The organism is Ruegeria sp. YTSB088, assembly GCF_059609825.1.
Genome location: NZ_JBXWMM010000006.1, coordinates 254,316 through 278,110, shown reverse-complemented (window position 1 = coordinate 278,110; position 23,795 = coordinate 254,316). Strand labels below are relative to the sequence as shown.

At 57.3% G+C, this 23,795-nt stretch carries 25 protein-coding genes and 1 riboswitch; of the genes, 15 read left to right on the top strand and 10 right to left on the bottom strand.

The genetic code is table 11. From position 1 onward, the window contains the following. Positions 1–8 precede the first annotated feature (8 nt). From pcaD to AC2FFA_RS12120, 4 genes are read right to left on the bottom strand one after another with little or no spacing between them, the layout of a single operon-like run. Positions 9–797 (bottom strand): 3-oxoadipate enol-lactonase, encoded by a 789-nt coding sequence (gene pcaD, locus AC2FFA_RS12135; RefSeq protein WP_496851826.1) that lies wholly within the window; start codon positions 795–797, stop codon positions 9–11. 60 nt (positions 798–857) lie between these two features. Next, entirely contained in the window at positions 858–1,832 is a 975-nt protein-coding gene (locus AC2FFA_RS12130; RefSeq protein ID WP_299898444.1) for a threonine ammonia-lyase, read from the bottom strand. After that, positions 1,829–2,659: an alpha/beta fold hydrolase gene (locus AC2FFA_RS12125; protein WP_496851825.1), complete on the bottom strand. Its 831-nt coding sequence runs from the start codon at positions 2,657–2,659 to the stop codon at positions 1,829–1,831. The genes AC2FFA_RS12130 and AC2FFA_RS12125 overlap by 4 nt, the downstream gene beginning before the upstream one ends. Next, complete coding sequence (locus AC2FFA_RS12120) at positions 2,659–3,345, bottom strand: haloacid dehalogenase type II (protein WP_496676711.1); 687 nt, start codon at positions 3,343–3,345, stop codon at positions 2,659–2,661. Before AC2FFA_RS12120 ends, AC2FFA_RS12125 begins: the two co-directional genes overlap by 1 nt. Before the next feature lie 126 nt (positions 3,346–3,471). Between AC2FFA_RS12120 and AC2FFA_RS12115 the strand changes: the two genes are divergently transcribed. Next, on the top strand, positions 3,472–3,900 hold the full coding sequence (locus AC2FFA_RS12115; RefSeq protein ID WP_496685127.1) for an FKBP-type peptidyl-prolyl cis-trans isomerase: 429 nt from the start codon (positions 3,472–3,474) through the stop codon (positions 3,898–3,900). Between the two features lie 271 nt (positions 3,901–4,171). Here AC2FFA_RS12115 and AC2FFA_RS12110 read toward each other — a convergent pair whose 3' ends face one another. Genes AC2FFA_RS12110 through fabA form a run of 3 tightly spaced genes read right to left on the bottom strand, consistent with a single transcriptional unit; the run spans position 4,172 to position 6,739 of the window. Then, the gene (locus AC2FFA_RS12110; RefSeq protein ID WP_117869803.1) at positions 4,172–4,963 is read right to left on the bottom strand and encodes an enoyl-ACP reductase FabI; all 792 of its coding nucleotides are present in this window, start codon (positions 4,961–4,963) and stop codon (positions 4,172–4,174) included. 5 nt (positions 4,964–4,968) lie between these two features. Then, positions 4,969–6,198 carry a beta-ketoacyl-ACP synthase I gene (fabB, locus tag AC2FFA_RS12105; RefSeq protein ID WP_496851824.1) on the bottom strand — a complete coding sequence of 410 codons (1,230 nt, stop codon included), beginning with the start codon at positions 6,196–6,198 and terminating at the stop codon, positions 4,969–4,971. A 31-nt stretch (positions 6,199–6,229) separates the two neighbouring features. Next, positions 6,230–6,739, bottom strand: coding sequence for a bifunctional 3-hydroxydecanoyl-ACP dehydratase/trans-2-decenoyl-ACP isomerase (gene fabA, locus AC2FFA_RS12100; RefSeq protein WP_496717789.1), 510 nt, complete (start codon positions 6,737–6,739; stop codon positions 6,230–6,232). 186 nt (positions 6,740–6,925) lie between these two features. Here fabA and irrA point away from each other — a divergent pair, with 186 nt between their 5' ends. After that, the gene (gene irrA / locus AC2FFA_RS12095; protein WP_117872833.1) at positions 6,926–7,342 is read left to right on the top strand and encodes an iron response transcriptional regulator IrrA; all 417 of its coding nucleotides are present in this window, start codon (positions 6,926–6,928) and stop codon (positions 7,340–7,342) included. A gap of 4 nt (positions 7,343–7,346) precedes the next feature. Here irrA and AC2FFA_RS12090 read toward each other — a convergent pair whose 3' ends face one another. Then, positions 7,347–8,243 (bottom strand): LysR family transcriptional regulator, encoded by an 897-nt coding sequence (locus AC2FFA_RS12090; protein WP_496851823.1) that lies wholly within the window; start codon positions 8,241–8,243, stop codon positions 7,347–7,349. A gap of 84 nt (positions 8,244–8,327) precedes the next feature. On the opposite strand from AC2FFA_RS12090, the gene AC2FFA_RS12085 reads away from it, so the two are divergent. Continuing rightward, positions 8,328–9,125, top strand: coding sequence for a phytanoyl-CoA dioxygenase family protein (locus AC2FFA_RS12085; protein WP_496851822.1), 798 nt, complete (start codon positions 8,328–8,330; stop codon positions 9,123–9,125). A 6-nt stretch (positions 9,126–9,131) separates the two neighbouring features. Here AC2FFA_RS12085 and AC2FFA_RS12080 read toward each other — a convergent pair whose 3' ends face one another. Next, a complete protein-coding gene (locus AC2FFA_RS12080; RefSeq protein WP_496851821.1) occupies positions 9,132–9,995 on the bottom strand; it encodes a glycosyltransferase family protein in 864 nt (287 codons plus the stop codon). Positions 9,996–10,118: 123 nt separating this feature from the next. Here AC2FFA_RS12080 and miaB point away from each other — a divergent pair, with 123 nt between their 5' ends. From miaB to cmk, 10 genes are all read left to right on the top strand, one after another. Continuing rightward, positions 10,119–11,438: a tRNA (N6-isopentenyl adenosine(37)-C2)-methylthiotransferase MiaB gene (miaB, locus tag AC2FFA_RS12075; RefSeq protein WP_496851820.1), complete on the top strand. Its 1,320-nt coding sequence runs from the start codon at positions 10,119–10,121 to the stop codon at positions 11,436–11,438. Between the two features lie 173 nt (positions 11,439–11,611). Then, complete coding sequence (locus AC2FFA_RS12070) at positions 11,612–12,376, top strand: outer membrane protein (protein WP_496851819.1); 765 nt, start codon at positions 11,612–11,614, stop codon at positions 12,374–12,376. Positions 12,377–12,512: 136 nt separating this feature from the next. After that, positions 12,513–13,535, top strand: a complete 1,023-nt coding sequence (locus AC2FFA_RS12065) for a PhoH family protein (protein WP_299898466.1) — start codon at positions 12,513–12,515, stop codon at positions 13,533–13,535. 36 nt (positions 13,536–13,571) lie between these two features. Next, on the top strand, positions 13,572–14,066 hold the full coding sequence (ybeY, locus tag AC2FFA_RS12060) for an rRNA maturation RNase YbeY (protein WP_496851818.1): 495 nt from the start codon (positions 13,572–13,574) through the stop codon (positions 14,064–14,066). Between the two features lie 36 nt (positions 14,067–14,102). After that, positions 14,103–14,990, top strand: coding sequence for a hemolysin family protein (locus AC2FFA_RS12055; RefSeq protein WP_496851817.1), 888 nt, complete (start codon positions 14,103–14,105; stop codon positions 14,988–14,990). Beyond that, positions 14,987–16,492: an apolipoprotein N-acyltransferase gene (gene lnt, locus AC2FFA_RS12050; RefSeq protein WP_496851816.1), complete on the top strand. Its 1,506-nt coding sequence runs from the start codon at positions 14,987–14,989 to the stop codon at positions 16,490–16,492. Before AC2FFA_RS12055 ends, lnt begins: the two co-directional genes overlap by 4 nt. A gap of 41 nt (positions 16,493–16,533) precedes the next feature. Then, a riboswitch (SAM-SAH riboswitch) is annotated at positions 16,534–16,583 on the top strand. Positions 16,584–16,588: 5 nt separating this feature from the next. Continuing rightward, positions 16,589–17,770, top strand: coding sequence for a methionine adenosyltransferase (gene metK, locus AC2FFA_RS12045; RefSeq protein ID WP_496851815.1), 1,182 nt, complete (start codon positions 16,589–16,591; stop codon positions 17,768–17,770). Positions 17,771–17,866: 96 nt separating this feature from the next. Continuing rightward, complete coding sequence (gene trmB / locus AC2FFA_RS12040) at positions 17,867–18,577, top strand: tRNA (guanosine(46)-N7)-methyltransferase TrmB (RefSeq protein WP_496851814.1); 711 nt, start codon at positions 17,867–17,869, stop codon at positions 18,575–18,577. Between the two features lie 68 nt (positions 18,578–18,645). Further along, positions 18,646–19,992, top strand: coding sequence for a 3-phosphoshikimate 1-carboxyvinyltransferase (aroA, locus tag AC2FFA_RS12035; protein ID WP_496851813.1), 1,347 nt, complete (start codon positions 18,646–18,648; stop codon positions 19,990–19,992). Then, a complete protein-coding gene (cmk, locus tag AC2FFA_RS12030; protein ID WP_496717779.1) occupies positions 19,989–20,606 on the top strand; it encodes a (d)CMP kinase in 618 nt (205 codons plus the stop codon). Before aroA ends, cmk begins: the two co-directional genes overlap by 4 nt. Positions 20,607–20,630: 24 nt before the next feature. On the opposite strand, the gene AC2FFA_RS12025 is transcribed toward cmk, so the two are convergent. Then, positions 20,631–21,107: a YHS domain-containing (seleno)protein gene (locus tag AC2FFA_RS12025; RefSeq protein WP_496851812.1), complete on the bottom strand. Its 477-nt coding sequence runs from the start codon at positions 21,105–21,107 to the stop codon at positions 20,631–20,633. A 216-nt stretch (positions 21,108–21,323) separates the two neighbouring features. Here AC2FFA_RS12025 and AC2FFA_RS12020 point away from each other — a divergent pair, with 216 nt between their 5' ends. Next, positions 21,324–21,860 carry a hypothetical protein gene (locus tag AC2FFA_RS12020; RefSeq protein WP_496851811.1) on the top strand — a complete coding sequence of 179 codons (537 nt, stop codon included), beginning with the start codon at positions 21,324–21,326 and terminating at the stop codon, positions 21,858–21,860. 209 nt (positions 21,861–22,069) lie between these two features. Next, positions 22,070–23,755, top strand: coding sequence for a tryptophan halogenase family protein (locus AC2FFA_RS12015; protein ID WP_496851810.1), 1,686 nt, complete (start codon positions 22,070–22,072; stop codon positions 23,753–23,755). Positions 23,756–23,795 lie beyond the last annotated feature (40 nt).

The window sequence follows — 23,795 nt, the reverse complement described above, 5'->3', positions numbered from 1 at the left end:
ATTCTCCTTCAGACATGTCCGATTTCGGTCAGAAATCCGGTCAGGATTTCTGCGTATTCCGCGGGTTTCTCAACGCAAGGCAAATGTCCTGCGCGGCGGATCAGCCGAAATCGGGATCCGGGAACAAGATCAATCGTTTCCCGCACCAGATCGGGCGGGGTAGATCCGTCTTCGCTGCCCGAAATCCCAAGCGTGGGCAGGCGCAGGCCGCTTGTGGGGGTATAAAAGTCGGTACCGGCAATGGCGGCACAGCAGCCCAGATACCCTTCGACTGGTTGGCTGACCATCATATCGCGCCAGGGCAGGTAGTTTTGCGCGCGGCGGTATTCGCGAGAGAACCAGCGCTCCATCGTGGCATCGGCCAGAGCCTCGATCCCGCCCTTTCGCGCCGCCTGAATGCGCTCTTGCCAGACCGAAGGCGTGGCGATCTTGGCAGCGGTGTTCGACAGCACCAGCGCACGAATCTGGTCCATGCGTTTGACCGCCAGCCCTTGCGCGATCATCCCGCCAATCGAGAGGCCGACAAAGACGCAATCGCGAACCTGAAGGTGATCCAGCAGCGCCTCTGCATCCCGCACCAAAGCGCCCATTGAGTAGGGTGCAGGCGGCACCGAGGATTGCCCGTGCCCACGCTTGTCATATCGGATGATGCGCAGCCCGTCGGGCATGTATGGCAGCACCGCATCCCATAGATGCAGGTCGGTTCCCAGGGAATTGGCAAACACAATGGGTGCACCGTCCGTGGGGCCGTCGATGCGATAGTTCAGCTTCACGTCGCCCAGATCAGCGATCATCATGACAAAGGTCCTTGTCGTCACGGCGTTCCTGGTGCAATTTGCACGGCTTTGGTACACTTGTCAGGTCAGGAATTCCAACGCCTTAGCGAATATTTCCGGATCGACATTACCGCCCGAGGTGACGACGATGACATCGTCACCCTCGATCTCGTTGCCCCGGAAAAGGGCCGAGGCCAGCGCTACGGCACCACCGGGCTCCAATACGATTTTGAGGCGCAGAAATGCATGTGCCATGGCCTGCAACGCCTCTTCTTCGGTGACAGACATTCCGGGCCCACAAAGACGATGAAGAATCGGAAAGGTGATGTCGCCAGGCTGTGGTGTCAGGATGGCATCGCATATGTTTCCTGAGGCCGCAGTGTTGTTTTGAATTTGACCTAACGCCAATGATCGTTTGACGTCGTCGAACCCTTCCGGCTCACAGGGCCGCGCCCGCAAGTTCGGCGCGTGTTTTTCCAATGCCAGCGCAATGCCAGAGGTCAAACCCCCTCCGCCGCAACAGATCAGAACATCCGCATGCGAAACCCCAAGTTCCGCAGCCTGCTTCGCGATTTCAAGCCCAGTTGTGCCTTGCCCCGCGATGACCTGCGGTTCGTCATAGGGGCGGATCAGGGTCAGACCACGCTCTGCCGCGATGGCTTCGCCAATCTCCTCCCGGCTTTCATTCGCGCGATCGTACAAAACGACTTCTCCGCCCAGCGCGCGGGTATTGTCGATCTTGAGTTGCGGCGCGTCTGACGGCATGACGATGACCGAGGCAATACGATGTTTCGAAGCAGCCATCGCAACGCCCTGCGCGTGGTTGCCCGATGAATATGCGATCACGCCGCGCTTGCGTACGCCCTCATCCAGCGCAGAAATGGCCGACCACGCGCCGCGAAACTTGAAACTGCCGGTATGTTGCAGGCATTCCGGTTTGACCCAGATTCGGCGGCTTGCGAGGGTGTCGAGAAAGGGCGACGACAGGATCGGTGTTTCGCGGACGTGTCCTTTCAGCCGATCTGCGGCGGCTTCGATCATCTCAAGTGTGCTCATGCGGCGTTCTTCAATACCTTCTGTATCAGGTCCAGTGATTGGGGTTCGTTCAGGAACGGAACATGCCCACGATCGGGCACTTCGACCGAAATCAGGCCGGGAAGGCGGCTGTGCATCTCCGTCAGCGTGTTCGAGCCCAGAATATCGGAATTCGCGCCCCGGATCACACCGGTGGGAATGTCGCGCAAGGCTTCAAAGAGTATCCATAGATCAGGTGCTGTCCCGCTTGCAGCTTGCTCAAAAAGCGCTTTGCGCAAGGCTGGATCATATCGAAGTTTCAGCCCATCGTCCCGCATTTCATACTGAATTTCAGCCTGTTTGCGCCAGGTTTCCAACGGAACTCCGGGAAATTGCGCTTCCATGACGTGTTTCAATGCAGCGGCAGCTTCATCATGGGTTTTGGCAGCGGGTTGTGTGCCCACGTAGGCCATGATTTTAGCAATACCCGTCGGCTCGATAACTGGTCCCACGTCATTCAGAATAACGGCGGCAAGACGTTCAGGATGGCTTGCGGCCAGCGTCATGGCGATCAGTCCGCCGCGCGATGTGCCCAGAATGGCGGCTCTCTGGATCCCCAGAACGTCCAGCAGCTCAATCGCGTCATGGGATTCGCGAAAGATGTTGTAGTTCATGTAATCGGGATCATATTCCGAACGGCCGCGCCCCCTGTAATCCATAGTGATCATGCGCAGGTCAGAGGCATATGGCGCAAAGAATGAAAAATCGCGGCTGTTTCGGGTCAGGCCGGCCAGACACAAAAGCGGTGTGCCGGTCCCGGTTTCCTCATAGTAGATGCGCCTGCCGTCCGTTGTCATGAATTCTGGCATCAGAGACCGGCCAACTTGGGAACCGAGGTCAAATCGGACAACACATGTGCAGGTGTCCACGGAAGGCGGTCCATAGGTTCAGAAATCCGATTGACCCATGCGGTTACAAAACCGTACCCGCTGGCCCCGGCAGCATCCCAACCGTTTGAGCTGACGAACAAAACCTCATCGCGGGCACAGCCAAACCTTTCTTGCACCAGATCATAGACGCGGGCATGGGGTTTGAAGACGCCGACACTTTCGACCGACAGAATATCATCCAGCACATCGCCAATCCCGGCAGATTGCACTGCGCCTTCCAGCATGGGGGGCGAACCGTTGGACAGGATGGCTGTCCGCAGCCCACCATCCTTGAGGGTCTTCAACATGGCAGGAACCTCGGGGTAAGCCTGCAACTCCCAATAGAGATCAAGCAGACGCTGGCGCAGTTCCGGGTCGCCTTGCAAGCCCGCGGCTTCCAAGGCCCAATCCAGCCCGTCCTGGGTGACATCCCAGAAGTCCGCATGCGCATCCGCTACGGCGCGTAGCCATGTGTACTGCAGTTGCTTCAGGCGCCAATGTCCCGCGACTGTGGGCCACTTGTCTTTCAGCGCTTCAAAGCCCGGTTCGTCTGCCGCCTGTCGGGCAGCCGCAGCAACATCGAATAATGTTCCGTAGGCGTCGAACACACAGGTCGTGATCGCCATATGATCCTCCTCTGATTGCGCGCAGGTTGGCACATCGGGGAATGGGGTGAAAGGGCCGAGGCTTTACAACATTGTGTCAACCTCTAGGGTTGGCCGCTTAACCCTTTAGAACGGCCGGAGGCCACGATGACTGAAATAAAACAGGGCGACACGGTTCGCATTCACTACACCGGGACGTTGCTGGACGGAAAAGTCTTTGACAGCTCGGACGGGCGTGACCCGCTGGAATTCGTGGTTGGGTCGGGCCAGATCATCCCGGGTTTGGACAGTGCCATGGCGGGTCTGTCCACCGGGGACAAGACGCGGGTCGAGATTGCCTGCACGGACGCCTACGGCCCGATCAACCCTGCAATGCGTCAGGAAATTCCCCGCGAAGGTATTCCGGATGACATTCCTCTGGATCCCGGGACACAGTTGCAGATGCAAACACCAGAGGGTCAGGCCGTGCCGGTAACGGTCGTGGATTCGAACGAAGCCACTGTTACGCTGGATGCAAATCACCCGCTGGCCGGGCAGGATCTGGTTTTCGAGATCGAAGTCGTTTCAGTCAACTAACACGAGGTTCGGGCTGGATGTCCGGCCCGTATCTCAGCCCATCAGAGAGTGAATCGCGGCACGCATCTGTGGCTGAGTAAAGAAGACAAACACCAGCAACAGTGAAGTCAATGTTAGCAAAAGCACTCTGGCCCGTTGGCTGAGAAAACCGGGCTTACGCCGATTTTGCGTTGCGCGTGCATTGTTTGCAATGATTTGGTCTAGCTTGCTCATATTGTTTTCCTGCCGCGAAATGATGGTGAAATCTGGGCAGCGGCAGGGAAAGAAATAGTCACATGGCTTCGGGCTGAGGCATGCCCAGTACGTGGAAACCACCATCAACGCGGATGATCTCACCTGAAGTGCAGGCACCTGCATCCGAGGTTAGATACACTGCGGTACCGCCGACCGCTTCAAGTGTTGCGTTAGAACGCAACGGCGCATTCTGATCGCAGAACTTGTAGGTCTTGCGCGCGCCGCCAATGGCTGCCCCGGCGAGAGTCTTCATCGGTCCCGGGGAAATTGCGTTTACGCGGATGCCATCGGGCCCCAGATCGTTGGCCAGATACCGGGTTGCCGATTCCAGCGCAGCCTTTGCGACACCCATCACGTTGTAGTTCGGTACAACCCGGTTGGATCCCTGATAAGTCAGGGTCAGCAGGGAACCGCCATTGTCTTTCATCAAAGGATAGGCGCGGCGCGCGACCTCTATGAAGGAATAGGCCGAGACATCCATCGAATGCTTGAAATTCGCGCGTGTGGTATTCAGGAAACGACCTGTCAGCTCGGACTTATCCGAATATGCGATAGCATGGACCAAAAAATCGATGGTGGGCCAACGTTCGGCCAGTTCGCCAAAAGCGCGATCCAGCGACTCGTCGTCGGTGACATCCGCATCGACCATGAAATCGCTGCCCAGGCTCTGAGCCAGCGGCTCCAACCGTTTGCCAAATGCCTCGCCCTGATAGGTGAAAGCCAGTTCGGCACCAGCCTCGTGCATGGCCTTGGCAATGCCCCACGCAATCGAGCGGTCATTGGCCACGCCCATGATCAGGCCGCGTTTACCTTTGAGAAGATCCGACATTACTTTCACCCGTTATACTTTGACAAAACCATGGACCCGTTTGTTCCGCCAAAGCCGAAGCTGTTGGTCATGACACTTTCCAGTCCTGCGTTTTCAACCACTTGAGTTGCAATTTCACCGGGCTGAATGCCTTCGGCAAGCGTATCGACATTGATCGATGGTGTAATGAAATCGTTTTCCAGCATCAGCAGGCAGAAAATCGTCTCAAGCGCGCCCGCCGCGCCCTGAGCGTGGCCTGTCATCGACTTGGTCGACGAGATGGGTGGCACATTGCCTTCGCCAAAGATGCGACGCACGGCCTCGACCTCACCCACATCGCCGACGGGGGTCGAGGTGCCATGGGCATTGATATAGCCAACCTTGCGCCCCTCGGGCACGGTATCAAGAGCTAGACGCATCGCGCGCTCGCCGCCCTCACCTGAAGGGGCAACCATGTCGTGGCCGTCTGAAGTTGCGGCATAACCTGTAACTTCAGCATAAATTTTGGCGCCGCGCGCCAAAGCGTGGCCCAGCTCTTCCAAAACAACGATTCCACCACCGCCCGAGATCACGAAACCATCGCGGTTTTCGTCGAACGCGCGCGAGGCTTTGTCGGGTGTGTCATTATATTTTGACGACATCGCGCCCATTGCGTCGAACAGGCAGGACAGGGTCCAGTCCAGTTCCTCTCCGCCGCCGGCGAACATCACATCCTGCTTGCCCAGCATGATCTGTTCGGCCGCGTTGCCAATGCAATGCAGCGAAGTCGAGCAGGCGGACGTGATCGAATAATTTATGCCCTTGATCTTGAATGCCGTCGCCAGATTTGCCGAAATCGTCGAGCACATGCATTTCGGCACGGCAAATGGCCCGATCCGCTTGGTCGCGCCTGTCTTCAGAACGGTCTGATGCGCCGTCAGCATGGCGCTGGTCGATGGTCCGCCAGAACCTGCAACCAGCCCGGTGCGGGGGTTGACGATCTGGTCTTCTGTCAGCCCTGAATCAGCAATTGCCTGGCTCATGGCGATATGTGCATAGGCGGCCCCGGGACCCATGAAGCGCAATGTACGCTTGTCCACATGCTGGGCCACGTCGATCTTGAGCGTACCTGCGATCTGGCTGCGAAAACCATGTTCGGCCATCTGCTCGCTGGCCACGATCCCGGATTTGCCTGCTTTGAGCGAGGCCAGAACCTCTTCAGCATTGTTCCCGATCGAGGACACAACCCCCAGACCGGTGACGACTACTCGACGCATGTGCGCACTCCTTATTTCAGACCGTTCAGGTTCAAGCCTCGGATAGAACGACCTTCATGTCTTTGACATCATAAATCATCTCGCCATCGGCTTCGACGATGCCATCTGCCACACCCATTGTCAGGCGGCGTGTTTGAATCGCTTTTTTGAAATCGATTTTATACGTCAGCATCTTACGGTCCGGGCGGACCATCCCGGTCAGCTTTACTTCACCTACGCCGACAGCCATGCCGCGCCCCTGCCAACCACGCCAGCCAAGGTTGAAGCCGGTCAGTTGCCACAGCCCGTCAAGGCCCAGACAACCAGGCATGATCGGGTTGCCGGGGAAGTGGCAGTCAAAGAACCAAAGGTCAGGTGTGATATCAAATTCGGCCAGCACATGGCCTTTACCGTGCAGACCACCATCAGCCGAGATGTCGGTGATCCGGTCCATCATCAGCATCGGTGGGGCGGGCAATTGTGCATTGCCGGGGCCAAATAACTCGCCACGAGCGCATTTCAGCAGATCATCTTTGTCAAAACTGCTTGGGAACTGGGCCATTCTGCCGCCTTTCCTGCCGGGGGTCTGTCTTTACATCTGGCCTCGTCTAGCACCCGTTTGCAAGGTCCTGCAAGAGCAGCTCGCCACATCATGTTGTGTTGACACTTATCTTGCGAATGAATTTCATTTGAAATTGCCGGTGATGCGCCCCTATATATAAAGGCAGCAATAATGGGTATCGGATCGATGACACCTCAGAGCCGCGAAATCGCAACGGGTTGGCTGGTGAATGCCGGCTTGCGACCGACGCGTCAGCGCGTGGCGCTGGCCGAGCTTCTGGTGGGCGACGGCCGACATCGCCATGTCACTGCTGAAAGCCTTTTTGAATCGGCGAAGGCGAACGGGGATGCCGTGTCTCTGGCAACGGTCTACAACACTCTGCGTGCGTTTTGCGATGCAGGTGTGCTGCAGGAAATTACGGTGGACGGATCCAAGAGCTACTTCGACACGAATACGCATGATCATCCACATTTCTATTGGGAAGACGACGCGCGGCTAAGTGATGCGCCGTCGGATCAGCTTGTCATTCAGCGTCTTCCCGAGGCGCCGGAAGGTGTCGAAATCGCGTCTGTCGATGTCGTCATCCGCTTGCGCAGGAAATAAGATCTTAAACGCCCGTCAGCCCGCCCAGTAAAACGTGTTCAGCCTTTCCTATGATCGTGTCAGCTGGACCCGTTCCGTGGCGTGCCAGAACAACGGATTCTGCTGCGTCCCGATCGGTGATAGGCACGCTGACCAGACGCTTGGTGTCATAGCTGAAGGTGCTGGGTGGGCTGGCATAGCTGATCCCGATTCCCTCACCATGAGCCGCAAGGCTGCGTTGAATCTCTAGTGAAGCCGCCCGGTGTGCGACGGACGGGCGTAGACCGTTTTGCCGAAACAGGCCAAGAATATGTTGCGCCGACAAGCCTTCCGCAGACAAAATCAGCGGGTAGCTTTCCAGCGCAGCAAGAGTGACTTCGGTGGTTGTCGCCAGTGGGTGATCCGGGGGCATCAGGGCCTTCGGCCTGCTGTCGAACAGTTTTGTACGAGCGAACCCAGCGTCCATGGTCAGGTCGTAGGTAATCGCGATGTCAATCTGACCCTCCATCAATCCATTCAGCAGTCCTTCGAAAGACTCCGCCACGTATGTAAGGTTGATATCGGCGAAGGTGGTGCGAAGATGCTGCAGGGCCGGAGCCAACAGGAAGGGGGCCAGATCCGTAAAGCAGCCTAATCTCAGTTTGGTTGTTTCCGGTACGGAGGTATCGGACGCCTCGATTCGGGCAGCATTTTTCAGCAGGACCTCAGCCCGGTCTATGAAACTACGCCCCTGAGGTGTCAGCGCCATGGCCGCCCCGCGCCGGCGGACGAATAACGGATACCCCAAATGGGCTTCAACGCGCGTCAGAGCAGTAGACAAGGCTGGTTGTGAAACATTGAGATGTTGGGCTGCCGCCGACAAACTGCCGTGGCGCCCGACTGCACAGACATATTCATATTGGCGCAGCGAAATATATAACATGAGGTTAATAATAGCTTCTAAAGATATGATTTGAACAGAATACATTTTTCAGAGCAAAAAACAGAAAATCCATAGGAGCCTCTGATGCCACACTCTCTCGTTTCTCGGCAGATGATCGATACTTATCAGGCGGATGGCGTCGTGCTGATCAAAGGATTGTTCGCGAACCACGTGGATCAGCTGCGGGACGGGGTGGCTGCGAATATGACCGATCCCGGCCCGTACGCGTCCGAAAACAAGAAGGCCGGTGAAACAGGTCGTTTCTTTGATGATTATTGCAACTGGACCCGGATTCCACAGTTCCGCGAGGTGATCGAGACCTCTCCCGCGGCCGAGGTTGCAGCTGATCTGATGCAATCGAAAAGCGTTCAGATGTTTCATGATCACGTGTTGGTCAAAGAACCCGGAACGTCGATGGCGACACCGTGGCATCAGGATGGTCCCTATTATTTCGTCGAGGGTCAGCAGACGATCAGCTTCTGGTCTCCGCTTGATCCGGTCAGGCAGGCGACCCTGCGTTGCGTCGCCGGGTCACACCGTTGGGAGAAGGAGGTTCTGCCGACCCGATGGGTTTCCGAAGAAGGCTTTTTCGCGGATGAAGGTCAGTACATCCCAGTGCCGGACCCGGATGCCGAGGGTATGAAGGCTGTCGAATTCGAGATGGAGCCCGGCGATGCCGTTGCATTCAACTATCGCACGCTGCACGGCGCGCGCGGAAACCAGTCAGACAGCCGTCGCCGCGCCTTTTCACTGCGGCTGGTAGGCGACGATGCCCGGTATGTAGAGCGCCCCGGCCGAACCTCGCCCCCGTTTCCCGGTCATGACATGACGCCGGGACAGCGCCTGCGCGAGGATTGGTTTCCGATATTGTTGCAGCGCTAAGCCGGCTCAGAACCACTGACCTGATTCGATCAACCCGAGATCCAGCAACTGGCGTGACCGCCATTCAAACGGCACCGAATTGCGCCAGCGAAAGCTGCGGATGTCAAATGTTGACCCAGCATTGGATTTCAGAGCTTTCGCGGCCCGGAAGGAACAGATAGCGGCCGTTAAGTTGTGATGCCAGGGACAGGAATAGGTATTGTATTCCGGTTCGTTAAAGGTGTGGTCGGGTCTCAGCACCAAGTTTTTTTGAGCCTTGAACAAAGCGATGCGGTCGATCCTGCGACGTTCGTAAGGAATGTGGTCCTCGAATCGCCACCGCAACCCACCGGAAAGATCCACCTGACGGTCCAGCGGTTGGCCGCTTGGGTCGTGGCGGGTATGGGCGTAATACCCTGCGCTGTCGAACATGGCCTGATCTGGGGCCACGCCGTTGGGATGTGCGGTCAGATCCTCTGCGTAAAGGTCGAGGACATAGCTGAGCATCGCATTGCGACGCTCTTCACTGTGAAAGACCAGCATCTCGCCCACGCTGCGTGTTTCGCAATATGGAAAAAACAGGTATTCGGCGTTGTAGCAATAATACATCCAGATACCGGGTGCGGCCTGAATGATCCTGTTTATTGTTTCAAACACAACCAAACGCGGAACACATTTCAAACGGACCCGATGGACCTTGGCGGACAGGTCATCAGTCAGATGAAACTCGTCCGGCGCAAATACGATGACTGATTTGAAGCCCAGCGTCAGATGATGATGCAGCGTGCTGGCCAACTCCACCTCGTCCTCGGCAAAAATCAAAGCAACCGGGCCCTTGGCCAATGCGGCTTGGCCCGATTTAAGGAAATGGTCGAGGGAATCGTATGTCATCGGGTGCTTTTGGGTCCGGCTTTGCTGGAAAGTCCTGCCAAATTCGGGTAATTGCGCCCGCATTGCAAGCGGCGTTCTAAGCGTATAGACGACGCCGATCCAGCGAATGCAAAGGCCCGTCCCATGTCCGAACCGAAGAAGCTGTTTATCAAGACTTATGGCTGTCAGATGAATGTCTATGACAGCGAACGCATGTCCGAGGCGCTGGGCGGGCAGGGCTATGTCGAAACCAAGACGCCTGACGATGCCGATATGATCCTGCTGAACACCTGTCACATCCGCGAAAAAGCGGCTGAGAAGGTGTATTCGGAACTCGGTCGCTTCAAGGGGCTGAAGGCCGAAAAGCCTGACCTGAAAATCGGTGTGGCGGGATGTGTTGCGCAGGCCGAAGGTGAAGAGATCATGCGCCGCCAGCCGCTGGTTGATCTGGTCGTTGGTCCGCAAAGCTATCATCGTCTGCCCGAGATGGAGGCCAAGACCCGAGCGGGCGAAAAGGCGCTGGACACTGACTTCCCCGAGGAAGACAAGTTCGAAAAGCTGAAAAACCGTCCCAAGGCCAAACGCGGCCCGACGGCGTTTCTGACGGTTCAGGAAGGCTGCGACAAGTTCTGCGCCTTCTGCGTCGTGCCTTATACCCGTGGTGCTGAAGTCAGCCGTCCGGCGGATCGCATCATCCGCGAAGCCCACGATTTGGTCGAACGCGGTGTGCGCGAGATCACCTTGTTGGGGCAGAACGTCAACGCCTATCATGGGGCCGGGGTGAATGGTGACATGACCCTGGCGGGTTTGATCTGGGAACTGAACGAGGTCGACGGACTGGAGCGAATCCGTTTTACCACATCGCACCCAAATGACATGGCGGATGACCTGATCGAGGCGCATGGCACCTGTGACAAGCTGATGCCGTATCTGCACCTGCCGGTTCAGTCGGGCTCGGACCGTATTCTCAAGCGGATGAATCGCAGTCACACGGCAGAGAGCTATCTGCGCCTGATCGAGCGCATTCGTGCAGCGCGCCCGGATATCGTGATGTCAGGGGATTTCATCGTCGGCTTCCCCGAGGAAGCCGAAGAGGATTTTCAGGCAACGATGGATTTGGTTGAAGAGGTCAAATACGGCTACGCCTATTCATTCAAATACTCCACACGCCCGGGAACACCTGCGGCCGAGCGGGCTCAGGTTGATCCGGCTGCGGCGGATGAACGGTTACAGCGCCTTCAGGCCCTTATCACGCGACACCAAAGGGAAATTCAGGACGCTATGGTTGGCCGTACAGTCCGCGTCTTGTTTGAAAAACCGGGACGCCTGCCTGGTCAAATGGTCGGAAAATCCGAGTATCTTCATTCGGTTCACGTAAAAGGCCCCGAGATTGCCGTTGGTGATCTGAAAGAGGTCCGGATCACCGAGTCGGGCGCCAACTCTTTGGCAGGTGAATTGCTCTGAGTCGGTGAGATTCCGCCGTTCAAGCACCATAGTTGGTGTTTGCTTCCAAAATTTACCCTTGATTTATTGCTTGGAACTATGCTCCGAGAGGAGCCATGTTTTTTCGGGCGCCAGTTTTTGCGTCTAAAAAACGAATATGCACCGATCCGGAGATCGGAGTGATGGAGGTACGAGTGTCAATCTTGAAGAGCTTCAGGGCCTTGAGCCTGGTGAAAACCTTGCCCGTGGCTTCCGCGGTCACTCTACTTGCCAGCGCGACGATCGCCGGGGATTTGAAGGGCAAAACAGCCGATCCAGTTGTAATTAGCCCCAAGAAATTCAGCAGTGACGTAAGTGCATTTTACCTGGGGGTTTCCGGCGGCTACGGCTCGGGCGGGGATGATCGATTTGGACTGAGAACACCTGCCGGGCTGTTTGATATTGGCGACCTGAACGTATCCGGAGCCTATGGTGGCTTTCGCGGTGGTTGGCGCGGTGTTTTGCCCTCCAGGGGTGGCCGTGATTTTGTCTACGGTTTTGAAGTCGGATATGATTTCGGATCCTTGGACGATAGTGTCAGGGCCCAGATCGGCAGTTCGAACGTTCAGGGTGAGGCAGAGATATCTGACGTTTTGTCCCTCAGATATCGAAGCGGCCTGACAAGCCGAAACGGTCGGGTTCTCTACTTTTTCAGTGTCGGTTATCTGTGGGGCGATGTTGAAACGACCAACAGCATCACATCGGGAAGTTCGGTCCAGAGCTTTTCGGCGTCGGACAGGCGGGGCGGATACACCGCAAGCATCGGTGCCGAACACAAGCTGACCGACAATTGGTCAGTCACCGGCGAATACGAATACGTCCAGTTCAAATCCGAAGACATTCAATTCGGTTCCGGCTTTTCCACGAAGTCGACACCGAAATACGGCGGTTTGAGATTCGGGTTGAACTATACTTTCTGATGCGCGTCTGACTGGCATTTTCCTTTTATGTGATCGGCGCTTTTGTCATCTGTGGGTTTATTTTTGAAACTGTGGCTTGCGCCCACCGAGATTTGTTGTCTACGCTCGGGGTGAACTGCCAAGACAGGAGAACGGATTGGCCATCGGTGCCCTGACCCCACCGCAAGATGAAATGCCCCAACGCGAGGCGTTTGTAGAGTTTCCCGACAACCGATTGTTGATTGACCTGTGTGGCGAATACGACCGCAATCTGACCGACATCGAAAGCAAGCTTTCCGTCCAGATCGTACGCCGCGGCAATCAGCTTGTCGTGATGGGCGATGAAGACGCTCAGAAGCAGGCTATTGAGGTGCTGCAATCCCTTTACACGCGGCTGGAAGGCGGGCGCGAGGTTGAGGCCGCGGACGTGGACCGGGAACTGCGGATGGGTGTTTCGGAACAGGGGACCGGCAGCCGCGACGGCGACCAGCTTGAAATGTTCAAGGGCGGTTCAGTCGAGATAAAAACCCGCAAGAAACTGGTCGAACCGCGTACGGACGCCCAGAAGGCTTATGTGCAGTCACTGTTTCAAAACGAGCTTGCCTTCGGCATCGGGCCAGCTGGCACGGGTAAAACCTATCTTGCCGTCGCTGTTGGTGTGTCGATGTTTATTGGCGGACATGTGGATCGAATCATCCTGAGCCGTCCCGCCGTCGAGGCGGGTGAGAAACTGGGCTATCTACCGGGTGACATGAAGGACAAGGTCGATCCCTACATGCAGCCGCTTTACGATGCGCTGAATGATTTCCTGCCCGGCAAGCAGCTGGCCAAGCTGATCGAGGAAAAACGAATCGAAATAGCACCGCTGGCGTTCATGCGTGGACGCACGTTGGCCAATGCTTTTGTGGTGTTGGACGAAGCACAGAACGCCACGACCATGCAGATGAAGATGTTCCTGACTCGTCTGGGCGAGGGCAGCCGCATGGTAATCACCGGCGACAGGTCTCAGGTGGATTTGCCACGCGGCGTTCAGTCTGGGCTCCAGGATGCGGAAAGACTGTTGAAAACGATTCCTAATATCAGTTTCAACTATTTCACGTCGAAGGATGTGGTGCGTCACCCGCTTGTGGCCGCGATCATCGAGGCGTATGAGGCTGATGCGGGCCGCGAAACCAGTTGAGTGCAAGGCTCATTCACAGGGCTGTTGTACGATAAGATGAATTTGGAACTCACTGTCGAAGACGACCGGTGGCAAGGGCTTGAGTCTTTGTCGCGGCAGGCGATCTCTGCGGTTCTGTCCTATGCGGAACTGGACCCGGGGTGTTGCGAGGTCAGCGTTCTGGGTTGCGATGACGCGCGCATTTCGGAACTGAATGCCGAGTTTCGCGGCAAACCAACCGAAACCAACGTTCTGAGCTGGCCGGCTGAAGATTTGTCCCCGGACCAAGCCGGACAAGTGCCCCAACCGCCCGAGCCGGATTTCACCGGTGAAATCCCTCTGGGTGATATTGCAATTTCCTTCGACACATGTGCACGAGAGGCCGATGAGGCAGGCAAGGACTTTGACGATCACGTCGTTCATCTGCTTGTCCACGGAACGTTGCATTTGCTGGGATATGATCACATTCGTGACCCCGATGCCGCTCTGATGGAAGGGATTGAGGTCGGGATACTTGGCAAGTTAGGTATAGATGACCCATATAAGGTATGAAGTGGGTCAGGTGACCCGATTAGTTGGAACAAGGTAATGGGCGAAACAGACGGCAGTTCTAGGGCGGCGCAAAGCGCGCAATCTCAGGACAGCAGCAATAATACTCAAGAGAAAATCGGGTTTATTTCCCGAATTTTCGATGCGTTCTCGGGTCAAGAGAGTCAACAAAACCCGGTGGTAAACGGGCAGAGTGCAGCGGTGGCTCAGCCCCGCGGGATGATGAACCTGCGCCGGATGCGCGTCGAAGACGTGGCCATTCCCACGGCTGAGATCATCGCGGTCCCTTCTACCATCACCAAGGATGAACTGGCAGATGTGTTCCGGGACAGTGGATTGTCCAGAATCCCGGTCTATGAAGGAACACTGGATACGCCGCTGGGCTTTGTTCACCTCAAGGATTTCGCACTGACCCATGGTTTCAATGGCGGTGCGGACAAGTTTGACCTGAAATCCATGTTGCGCACGCTTCTGTTCGTGCCGCCTTCGATGCCAATTGGTGTCCTGCTGACCAAGATGCAGACCGAACGTCGCCATATGGCGTTGGTGATTGATGAGTATGGCGGCGTGGATGGGTTGCTGACAATCGAAGACCTGATAGAACAGGTCGTAGGTGAGATCGCGGACGAACACGATGCAGCCGAAGATCAGCTCTGGGTGCAGGAAAAGCCGGGCTGCTACCTGGTGCAGGCTCGTGTGCCGCTTGAGGACTTCGAGGCCGAGATCGGCCGGTCCCTGACCAGCCATGAGGACGTGGATGAAGAAGACATCGATACGCTGGGCGGGCTTGTTTTCATGCTGTCCGGGCGTGTTCCGGCACGCGGCGAGGTCGTGATCCATCCTGAAGGCCCGGAATTCGAAGTGGTTGACGCCGACCCGCGGCGCATCAAACGGTTGCGCGTCATGCTACCGGACGTTGCTGCATGACGCCTGTCCGGGGCTGGCCGTTATCGTTTAGATTGTTCGCCTCCGCCGCTCTGGGCGCGATCGGTGCTTTTGGTCAAGCACCGCATGGGCATTGGGGCGCTACGGTTCTTGCACTGATTTTGATCGTTCCGGTTTTCCTTGCCAGTGAAACCCGCGCTCGCGCGGGCTGGGTCGGCTGGTTTTTCGCCACCGGCTATTTTGCGCATGCACTCAGCTGGATCATCGAGCCTTTTCAGGTGGACGCAGAGCGCCATGCCTGGATGGCACCGTTTGCGCTGGTGTTCATGGCCGGCGGGCTTGCCTTGTTCTGGGCTGTCGCCTTTCGACTGTCACGACATTTCGGCGCAACGGCCATGCGACAAAGCATTTTTCTGGTTGTGACGCTGTCTCTGGCCGAACTGGCTCGGGGTTACGTACTGACCGGGTTCCCATGGGCCGGTGTGGCGCAAATCTGGGTGGATACACCTATGGCGCAGTTGCTGTCTCTGGTGGGGCCGTATGGCTTAAATGCGCTGACATATGCCGTGGCGTTTCCAATAGGGGCCGCATTGGTTCAGGAAAGACGCTTGCAGGCGCTGGCCCGGCCATTGAGTTTTGCAGCTGTGATGGTGGTCCTGACGATGGGCTATGCGTCGATACGGCCAAGGGTTCAGGACGGCCCGCACACGGTTCGTATTGTTCAGCCTAACGCGCCGCAGCACCAAAAGTGGGACCCGGCGTATGCGCCTTTGTTCTTCGCCCGTCAGATTGAGTATTCCGCCGCTTTGCCCAGACCGGACCTGATCGTCTGGCCCGAGACCGCAGTTCCGGCCTGGCTGGGCAGCGCACAACCGTATTTGGCCTCCATCACGGATGCAGCTCAGGGGACGGCTGTGGTTTTGGGGATCCAGCGCGGAGACGGTCCGAGGATCTTTAACTCGATGGTCTATCTGGATGAAGCCGGGCGGCAGAGCGGTCTGTATGACAAACACCATTTGGCCCCGTTTGGAGAATATGTACCTCTTGGCGATTTGATGGGCCGTTTTGGGATTTATGGGCTGGCGGCCACAGCGGGGCATGGATTCAGCGCGGGGCCAGGGCCCGATCTCTTAGATTTTGGCAAAATGGGAAAGGCGTTGCCTCTGATCTGTTACGAAGCCGTGTTCCCGCAGGGTGTAAACGGGGCGCCGGGTCGGGCAGACTTTCTGTTGCAGATCACCAACGACGCATGGTTCGGAACTCGTTCGGGACCGTTTCAACACTTGGCACAAGCCCGGATGAGGGCGATTGAGCAGGGTCTGCCAATGATCCGCTCGGCCAATACAGGAATATCGGCGATGATTGACCCGCTGGGTCAGGTCACGGCCTCATTGGCTTTAGGCAAGTCGGGATACGTGGATGCGATCCTGCCGCAACCACAACGGCCAACAGTTTATTCCCGCATCGGGGACAGCCCTGTTCTTGCGGCGCTATTGTTTCTTGCTGCGCTGGTGTGGTTCAGCATCCGTCGCCTGAGCAAATAATTAGAGATTGACCCCATCTTGAAGCGCGCGTATGCGTCTGTGACCTGTCACAACGGCTTCCTGGCGTGACGGAGAAACCCCTAATGGAGCGCATTTATGTCCCGACAGAACTATACATTTACTTCGGAATCCGTTTCCGAAGGGCATCCTGACAAGGTCTGCGACCGTATCTCGGATGCTGTCCTTGATGCATTTCTAAACGAAGAACCAGAAGCCCGTGTGGCCTGCGAAACCTTTGCAACAACCAACCGGGTTGTGATTGGCGGTGAAGTAGGCCTGACTGATCAAGACAAGCTGCACGATTACATGGGGCGCATCGAACAGATCGCTCGTGATTGTGTGAAAGACATCGGTTACGAGCAGGACAAGTTTCACCACGAAACTGTCGAGGTAACCAACCTGCTGCATGAACAATCCGCCCATATCGCTCAGGGCGTTGATGCTGCGGACAACAAGGACGAGGGTGCCGGCGACCAGGGCATCATGTTTGGTTATGCCACGACTGAAACTCCGGAGCTGATGCCTGCACCGATCCAGTATTCGCACGCTATCCTGCGGCGTCTCGCGGAAGTACGCAAGAACGGCACCGAACCCGCTTTGGGCCCCGATGCAAAGTCGCAGCTGTCAGTCGTTTATCGCGACGGCAAGCCGGTCGGCGTTAGCTCGATCGTTCTGTCTACGCAGCACCTGGATGAAGCGTTGTCTTCGGATGATATCCGCGCCATCGTCGAGCCTTATATCCGTGAATCCCTGCCTGACGGCTGGCTGGCGGCTGAAACCGATTGGCACGTCAACCCGACCGGCAAATTCGTTATCGGCGGACCGGATGGTGACGCGGGCCTGACCGGGCGCAAGATCATCGTGGACACCTATGGCGGCGCGGCCCCGCATGGCGGCGGCGCGTTCTCGGGCAAAGACCCGACCAAGGTTGACCGTTCGGCAGCATACGCAGCACGCTATCTGGCCAAAAACGTCGTGGCGGCTGGCATGGCCGAACGCTGCACGATTCAGCTGAGCTATGCGATTGGCGTGTCCAAGCCGCTGTCGATCTATGCCGACACGCATGGTACCGGCCAATTGGCGGATGCGGCAATCGAGAAAGCCGTGGGTGAGGTCATGGATCTGACGCCGCGAGGCATTCGCCAGCATCTTCAGCTGAACAAGCCGATCTACCAACGCACAGCGGCTTATGGCCACTTTGGTCGCCAGCCGAGTGAAGACGGTGGTTTCAGCTGGGAGCGTACCGATCTGGTCGATGCGTTGAAGTCCGCGGTCTGATCTGAACAACACAAAGCGCGCCTTTCAGGGCGCGCTTTTACCTTGTGCGTACCGCGCCCCTTGCAACGTTCTCTGGCGCGCAGTATGGCGACCGCCATGAGCACCGAGACTCCACAACGCCCGCGCAGAAATTTCTATGGCCGCTTCAAGGGCAAGACCCTGAAGCCCAGCCAAAAGACCTATCTGAACGAAGATCTGGCTACTTTGTCGCCCGGCGCGGTGGACTGGGACACCAACCCTGAGCGCAGGCCGCTGGACTTGAACAAGTTGTTCGGCGGTAAGCCGGTGTGGCTGGAAATCGGCTTTGGCGGCGGCGAGCATCTGATTCATCAGGCGCAAAGCAACCCCGACATCGGCATCATCGGGGCCGAGCCCTATATCAACGGCGTTGCCATGCTGCTGGGCAAAATCCGACAGGCCGGGGTTGAGAACCTTGCCGTGCATCCCGGCGATGCCCGCGACCTATTCGACGTGCTGCCAGAGGCCAGTATATCCCGCGCCTTTCTTCTGTATCCCGATCCGTGGCCCAAAACCCGGCATCATCGTCGCCGTTTCGTGACACCGGAACATCTTGAGCCGTTGGCGAAGGTATTGAAACCCGGATCGATCTTCCGGGTCGCTACGGACATCCCCGACTATGTGCGGCAGACACTGGAGGAAGTCCCCCGCGCCGGGTTCGAGTGGTTGGCCGAACGCCCCGCAGATTGGCGCGAGCCGTGGGAGGACTGGATTTCCACGCGCTACGAGCAGAAGGCCTTGCGCGAAGGTCGCACGCCCCATTACCTGACCTTCCGCCGCAAAGACTGATTGCCGCTGGACCAACCGGTGCCAATTCGCTAATCGGCTTGAGCACTGATAGCGCAAAAGGAGCCCCCATGTCCGGACACGGAACGCCCATCCCGATGACCTCGCATCCCTGCGGCCCGCTGACCGGCACGGCAGAGGTGCCCGGGGACAAGTCGATTTCGCACCGGTCGCTGATCCTCGGCGCGATGGCGGTGGGCGAGACCAGGATCTCGGGTTTGCTCGAAGGTGAGGACGTGTTGGACACCGCAAAGGCAATGCGGGCCTTCGGGGCTGAAGTCACAGATCATGGTGGCGGCGAATGGACCGTGCACGGCGTGGGTGTCGGCGGGTTTGCCGAACCGGATCAGGTGATTGACTGCGGCAATTCCGGCACCGGGGTGCGGCTGATCATGGGTGCCATGGCGACCTCGCCGATTGCGGCGACGTTTACCGGGGATGCCAGCCTGAACAAGCGTCCCATGGCGCGGGTGACAGATCCGCTTGAGTTGTTTGGTGCGCAGGCCGTGGGCCGCTCGGGTGGGCGTTTGCCCATGACGATCGTCGGTGCGGCGGACTCGACTCCGGTCCGGTACGAAGTTCCGGTACCCTCAGCTCAGGTGAAATCCGCCGTCCTGCTGGCGGGGCTGAATGCCTCCGGTAAAACCGTGGTTATCGAGAAAGAGGCGACCCGCGATCATTCCGAGCGGATGTTGTCCGGGTTCGGTGCCGAAATTACGGTGGAAGACACTGATGAAGGCCGGGTCATCACTTTGACCGGGCGCCCCGAATTGAAGCCGCAAGTCATCGCCGTTCCCCGTGACCCGTCCAGCGCGGCCTTCCCGGTTTGTGCGGCGTTGATTACGCTTGGCTCCGATGTGCTGGTGCCCGGCATCGGCCTGAACCCCACACGGGCAGGCCTATTCACGACGCTGCGCGAGATGGGCGCGGATCTGACCTATGAAAACGAGCGCGAAGAGGGCGGCGAGCCGGTTGCCGATCTGCGCGCGAAATACTCGCCAAACATGAAGGGCATTGATGTACCGCCAGAACGCGCGGCCTCGATGATCGACGAATATCCGGTTTTGTCCGTGGTTGCCGCAAACGCCACGGGTACGACGATGATGGGCGGAGTGAAGGAACTCCGGGTGAAAGAAAGCGACCGCATCGATGCCATGGCGCGCGGTCTGCGAGCCAACGGCGTCACGGTCAACGAGGGTGACGACTGGTGGTCGGTCGAAGGGTTGGGTATCGGCAAGGTTCCGGGCGGCGGAACGTGCGAAAGCTTCCTGGATCACCGCATTGCCATGTCGTTCATGGTGATGGGAATGGGCGCGCAGAACCCGGTAAGCGTGGATGATGGTGGCCCGATCGCGACATCCTTCCCGATTTTTGAGCCGTTGATGGCGTCGCTTGGGGCAAAGGTAGAGCGCAGTTGAGCTTCACTGTCGCCATTGACGGACCTGCGGCTGCGGGCAAGGGCACGATCTCCAAGGCCGTGGCGGCGCATTTCGGGTTTTCCCATCTGGACACTGGCTTGCTGTATCGGGCCGTCGGACGGCGTACCCTCGAAGGGGTTGGCGCGCTTGAAGCCGCGCAGTCCCTGACGGCTGAAGAGCTTGAGCAGGGTGATTTGCGCACGGCTGAAATCGCGCAGGCCGCATCCAAAGTGGCGGTGATTCCCGAGGTTCGCGCCGCCTTGGTGGATTTTCAGCGCGCCTTTGCCCGAAGGTCAGGTGGGGCCGTCTTGGATGGGCGCGACATCGGGACGGTGATTTGTCCCAATGCCGAGGTGAAGCTGTTTGTAACGGCCAGCCCAGAAGTGCGAGCCGAACGCCGATTTTTGGAGCTTAGTGCAAAAGGTGCTGACGTGACGCGCGAACGGGTTCTGGCGGATGTCAAAGAGCGGGATGCGCGGGACGCAGAGCGCAGCGCTGCGCCGATGAAGCCAGCTGAGGATGCGGTGCAACTGGATACAACAGATCTCAGCATCGAGGCTGCATTGGCCAAAGCGCTTGAAATCATCAGCGCAAAACTGCCCGCGACGCGCTGACGTCGCAGGCAGAGGGGGCAGAACTTACAGCTCGCCTACGGCGACGCTCTTGATATTTGCCCACTGTTCGTCCGCCGTTTTTGCGGTGGCGGGAACGTCCTTCAGGAAGGTCGCGCGGGTGTCGGCGTTCAGGAACAGGTACAGTTTTCCATCTGCTATCTGGTACTGATCCGGGTCTCCGTCGAACTTCTTGCCGACCGATACGCCGAACGAGCAGAACCCACCATGCTGCGGCAGGTAGGCCGCCGGGTTCGCCTCGAACGCCTCGAGGTTGGCGGCGGTGGTGAAGTAATAGGATGCACCTTCATAGGTCGCCGAGTGGGTGGCGAAGCCTTCGACCGGATTGCCATCATTGACCAATGCAACCAGATCGACCCCATGTGCGGCAAGCGGGGCACCTGCGGCCGAAATGCCGTTTGACACGTTGATTTCGTCAGCGGCAAAGGCCGGGGTGGACAGGGCGATGGCGGCTGCCAGGGCGGTGAAGACGATAGTTTTCATTACACGTTTCCTTTCAGTTCTGGGTTCGGGGCGACTGGATCGTCGACCGACAAAACATAGATAGGGGATGAAAGGTGGACGTATAATCGCAGATAAGCCATCAGATATTGCAGATCGTACAATTACCTGAATGATAGGAGGGGCGTTCACTAAGCTTTGTTTGGTCAGTGCGGGTTTTTGAACATATGCTGAAAGAATGCCCGCAGGAGTGTCATCATGATCCGATTAGCCCTCATTCTTGTCTTCACTGCCGGAAGCCTTGCCGCGCAAGAGACAGTGCAAAGCCCACCCGTAGTCGAACCGCCGATGACCTACGAACGCCTGGGCAACATTCTTTTTGCGCTTGACCCCGAAGCTGAGCCGAGTGGTCCCGGGTTCCAATTGGCGGTCGCAGGCGTACAGGTTTTGGTCATCACCGACGTCAATGCGGATCGGATGCGGGCCATGGTCCCGATCCGCAGCGCCGAGGCCCTGTCGGAGGAAGATTTGATCCGAATGATGCAGGCCAATTTCGACAGCACGTTGGATGCACATTACGCAATCGCCAATGGCACCTTGTGGGCTGCATTTATCCACCCGTTGTCCTTGCTGGAAAAAGACCAATTCATCTCGGGGCTGGCCCAGACTGTGAAAATCGCCAAGACGTATGGCACCCTGTATTCCGGTGGTGCAGCAGAGTTCGGAGGCGGCGACAGCACTGACCTGCAACGCGCTCTGATTGAAGAACTGCTGAAGAAAGGCGAGGAAATCTGACCTGCACCGTGAATACGTGTTTGGCGTGACACCAACCGATTGGCAGGCGTTGCAAGACCACGCGTTCATGCCGGTTCGTCATAGACCCTAGATGGATGCAGGAAAGCTGCTATAGTTTCTCCCCAGCGAAAAGGGAAAGCTGCGATACAACCCGGTAAAAAACAGGGACGCAGCTAAAAAATTTCCCAAGCCAACAGGGACAAAACTACATGAGCAATCGTTTGAACAAAATCACCATCGTGGGTGGCGGTACGGCTGGATGGATGACCGCACTGATCCTGGACATGGTGCTTTCACGTACGTCAGGGCCCAAGGATCGACCGAAAATCTGCCTGATCGAAAGCCCGAATATCTCCACCGTAGGGGTGGGTGAGGCTACTGTTCCACGCATGCCTGTCACGCTGCGTCAGGCGGGCATTTCGGAACGGAGTTTCTTTCGCGAGACCAACGCATCCTTCAAGCTGGGTGTGAAATTCTGCAACTGGAACAACGACGCCAAGGGCAATCGCATCGATTACATGAACCCCTTTGCCCACGGCCAGATGCTTGAGGGGCTGGAGGCCGCCGAATTTTTCCTGCGCTTCGGCAACGGAGACCGGGATTTTACACAGTCCATCTCGCCGCATGATGATCTGGCCCGCCTGTGCAAAGGTGCGCGTCAGTTGGGTCAGCCGGAATTCGAGCAACGGTTTGGGTATGCCTATCACCTGGATGCCGTAAAGTTTGCAGGCATGCTGACCAGGGTCTGCACGAAGCGCGGAGTGGAGCATATCCAGGATGAGGTGCAAAGGGTTGAACTGGATGAACAGGGCAATGTCAGTCATCTCATGCTGGAGGCAAAAGGCCGCCATGACGTTGAGATGGTCGTAGATTGCACCGGGTTTCGGGGGCTGATCATCAACAAGGCTCTCGGTGAGCCATTTTTGGACTACTCCGACTATCTGCCCAATGATCGGGCCATGGCGTTGCAGATCGAGCATCCGGATCCCGACAAGATCGAAAGCGCCACAAGATCCACCGCTTTGGGCGCAGGTTGGACATGGCGGGTGCCGCTCTATAACCGAGTGGGCACAGGTTATGTGTATTCGTCTGCGCATCGTACGGATGACCAGGCGGCGGACGAATACCTTGAATGGCTGGGTGACAGTGGCAAAGGACTGACACCGCGGGTAATCCCGATGCGCGTTGGTCGCGTGCGCAACGCCTGGGTCAAGAATTGCGTGGCGATAGGGCTGTCCGGCGGGTTTATTGAGCCGCTGGAAAGCACCGCAATCCATATGATTGACCATGCGATACGCTGGTTCGCCGAGCATTTGCCTACGCGAGACATCGAGCCTTCGCTGAGGGACAGATACAATCGGCAGATGGACAAGCTGTATAACGAGGTTCTGGAGTTCATCTGTTTGCACTATCGATTGGGCAACCGTACCGATGACCAATACTGGATCGACGCGCGCACCGAGATGAAGGTACCGGATCGGTTGGCTGAAAATCTTGAGCTGTGGCAGTATCGCCTGCCGATGGATCACGATATCGAGTTCGCCACACTGTTTGACAGCCGCGTTTATCAAACCGTTCTATTGGGCAAACAGGTCTATGATACAGGCTATGGTTCAGGCATCCGCGACCGTCTTCGGCCATTGAAGAAACCTCTTTGGTTCCAGGGTATGAAGAACGCGAAAGTGGATCTGGCGAAGATCATCAAGTCCATGCCGGATCACAAAACACTGTTGCGCGATATCCGGGGGGAACTTGAGCAACCTGCCTTTGGAATGGCGGCGGCAATGAAACCGACAGTGGCGATGCCGGGCGCGGCACCTGCTCCGGTTGTTATCGAAAACATGCCGAATTTTGCTGAAATCCAAAGCGGTAAGAAGGATCTGCAACTGTTCTGAAGGCTCTCTGCCCGTCGCGCAGGGAGTATTATTAGGAAAG

Coding starts and splice junctions, on each gene's coding strand:
- ybeY (WP_496851818.1), top strand. CDS start 13,572: ATGAATTTGGAACTCACTGTCGAAGACGACCGGTGGCAAGGGCTTGAG.
- trmB (WP_496851814.1), top strand. CDS start 17,867: ATGAGCACCGAGACTCCACAACGCCCGCGCAGAAATTTCTATGGCCGC.
- fabB (WP_496851824.1), bottom strand. CDS start 6,198: ATGCGTCGAGTAGTCGTCACCGGTCTGGGGGTTGTGTCCTCGATCGGG.
- AC2FFA_RS12130 (WP_299898444.1), bottom strand. CDS start 1,832: ATGAGCACACTTGAGATGATCGAAGCCGCCGCAGATCGGCTGAAAGGA.
- AC2FFA_RS12080 (WP_496851821.1), bottom strand. CDS start 9,995: ATGACATACGATTCCCTCGACCATTTCCTTAAATCGGGCCAAGCCGCA.
- lnt (WP_496851816.1), top strand. CDS start 14,987: ATGACGCCTGTCCGGGGCTGGCCGTTATCGTTTAGATTGTTCGCCTCC.
- metK (WP_496851815.1), top strand. CDS start 16,589: ATGTCCCGACAGAACTATACATTTACTTCGGAATCCGTTTCCGAAGGG.
- AC2FFA_RS12115 (WP_496685127.1), top strand. CDS start 3,472: ATGACTGAAATAAAACAGGGCGACACGGTTCGCATTCACTACACCGGG.
- AC2FFA_RS12025 (WP_496851812.1), bottom strand. CDS start 21,107: ATGAAAACTATCGTCTTCACCGCCCTGGCAGCCGCCATCGCCCTGTCC.
- AC2FFA_RS12120 (WP_496676711.1), bottom strand. CDS start 3,345: ATGGCGATCACGACCTGTGTGTTCGACGCCTACGGAACATTATTCGAT.
- AC2FFA_RS12055 (WP_496851817.1), top strand. CDS start 14,103: ATGGGCGAAACAGACGGCAGTTCTAGGGCGGCGCAAAGCGCGCAATCT.
- miaB (WP_496851820.1), top strand. CDS start 10,119: ATGTCCGAACCGAAGAAGCTGTTTATCAAGACTTATGGCTGTCAGATG.
- fabA (WP_496717789.1), bottom strand. CDS start 6,739: ATGGCCCAGTTCCCAAGCAGTTTTGACAAAGATGATCTGCTGAAATGC.
- AC2FFA_RS12015 (WP_496851810.1), top strand. CDS start 22,070: ATGAGCAATCGTTTGAACAAAATCACCATCGTGGGTGGCGGTACGGCT.
- AC2FFA_RS12125 (WP_496851825.1), bottom strand. CDS start 2,659: ATGCCAGAATTCATGACAACGGACGGCAGGCGCATCTACTATGAGGAA.
- AC2FFA_RS12090 (WP_496851823.1), bottom strand. CDS start 8,243: ATGTTATATATTTCGCTGCGCCAATATGAATATGTCTGTGCAGTCGGG.
- aroA (WP_496851813.1), top strand. CDS start 18,646: ATGTCCGGACACGGAACGCCCATCCCGATGACCTCGCATCCCTGCGGC.
- pcaD (WP_496851826.1), bottom strand. CDS start 797: ATGATGATCGCTGATCTGGGCGACGTGAAGCTGAACTATCGCATCGAC.
- irrA (WP_117872833.1), top strand. CDS start 6,926: ATGACACCTCAGAGCCGCGAAATCGCAACGGGTTGGCTGGTGAATGCC.
- AC2FFA_RS12110 (WP_117869803.1), bottom strand. CDS start 4,963: ATGTCGGATCTTCTCAAAGGTAAACGCGGCCTGATCATGGGCGTGGCC.
- AC2FFA_RS12085 (WP_496851822.1), top strand. CDS start 8,328: ATGCCACACTCTCTCGTTTCTCGGCAGATGATCGATACTTATCAGGCG.
- AC2FFA_RS12020 (WP_496851811.1), top strand. CDS start 21,324: ATGATCCGATTAGCCCTCATTCTTGTCTTCACTGCCGGAAGCCTTGCC.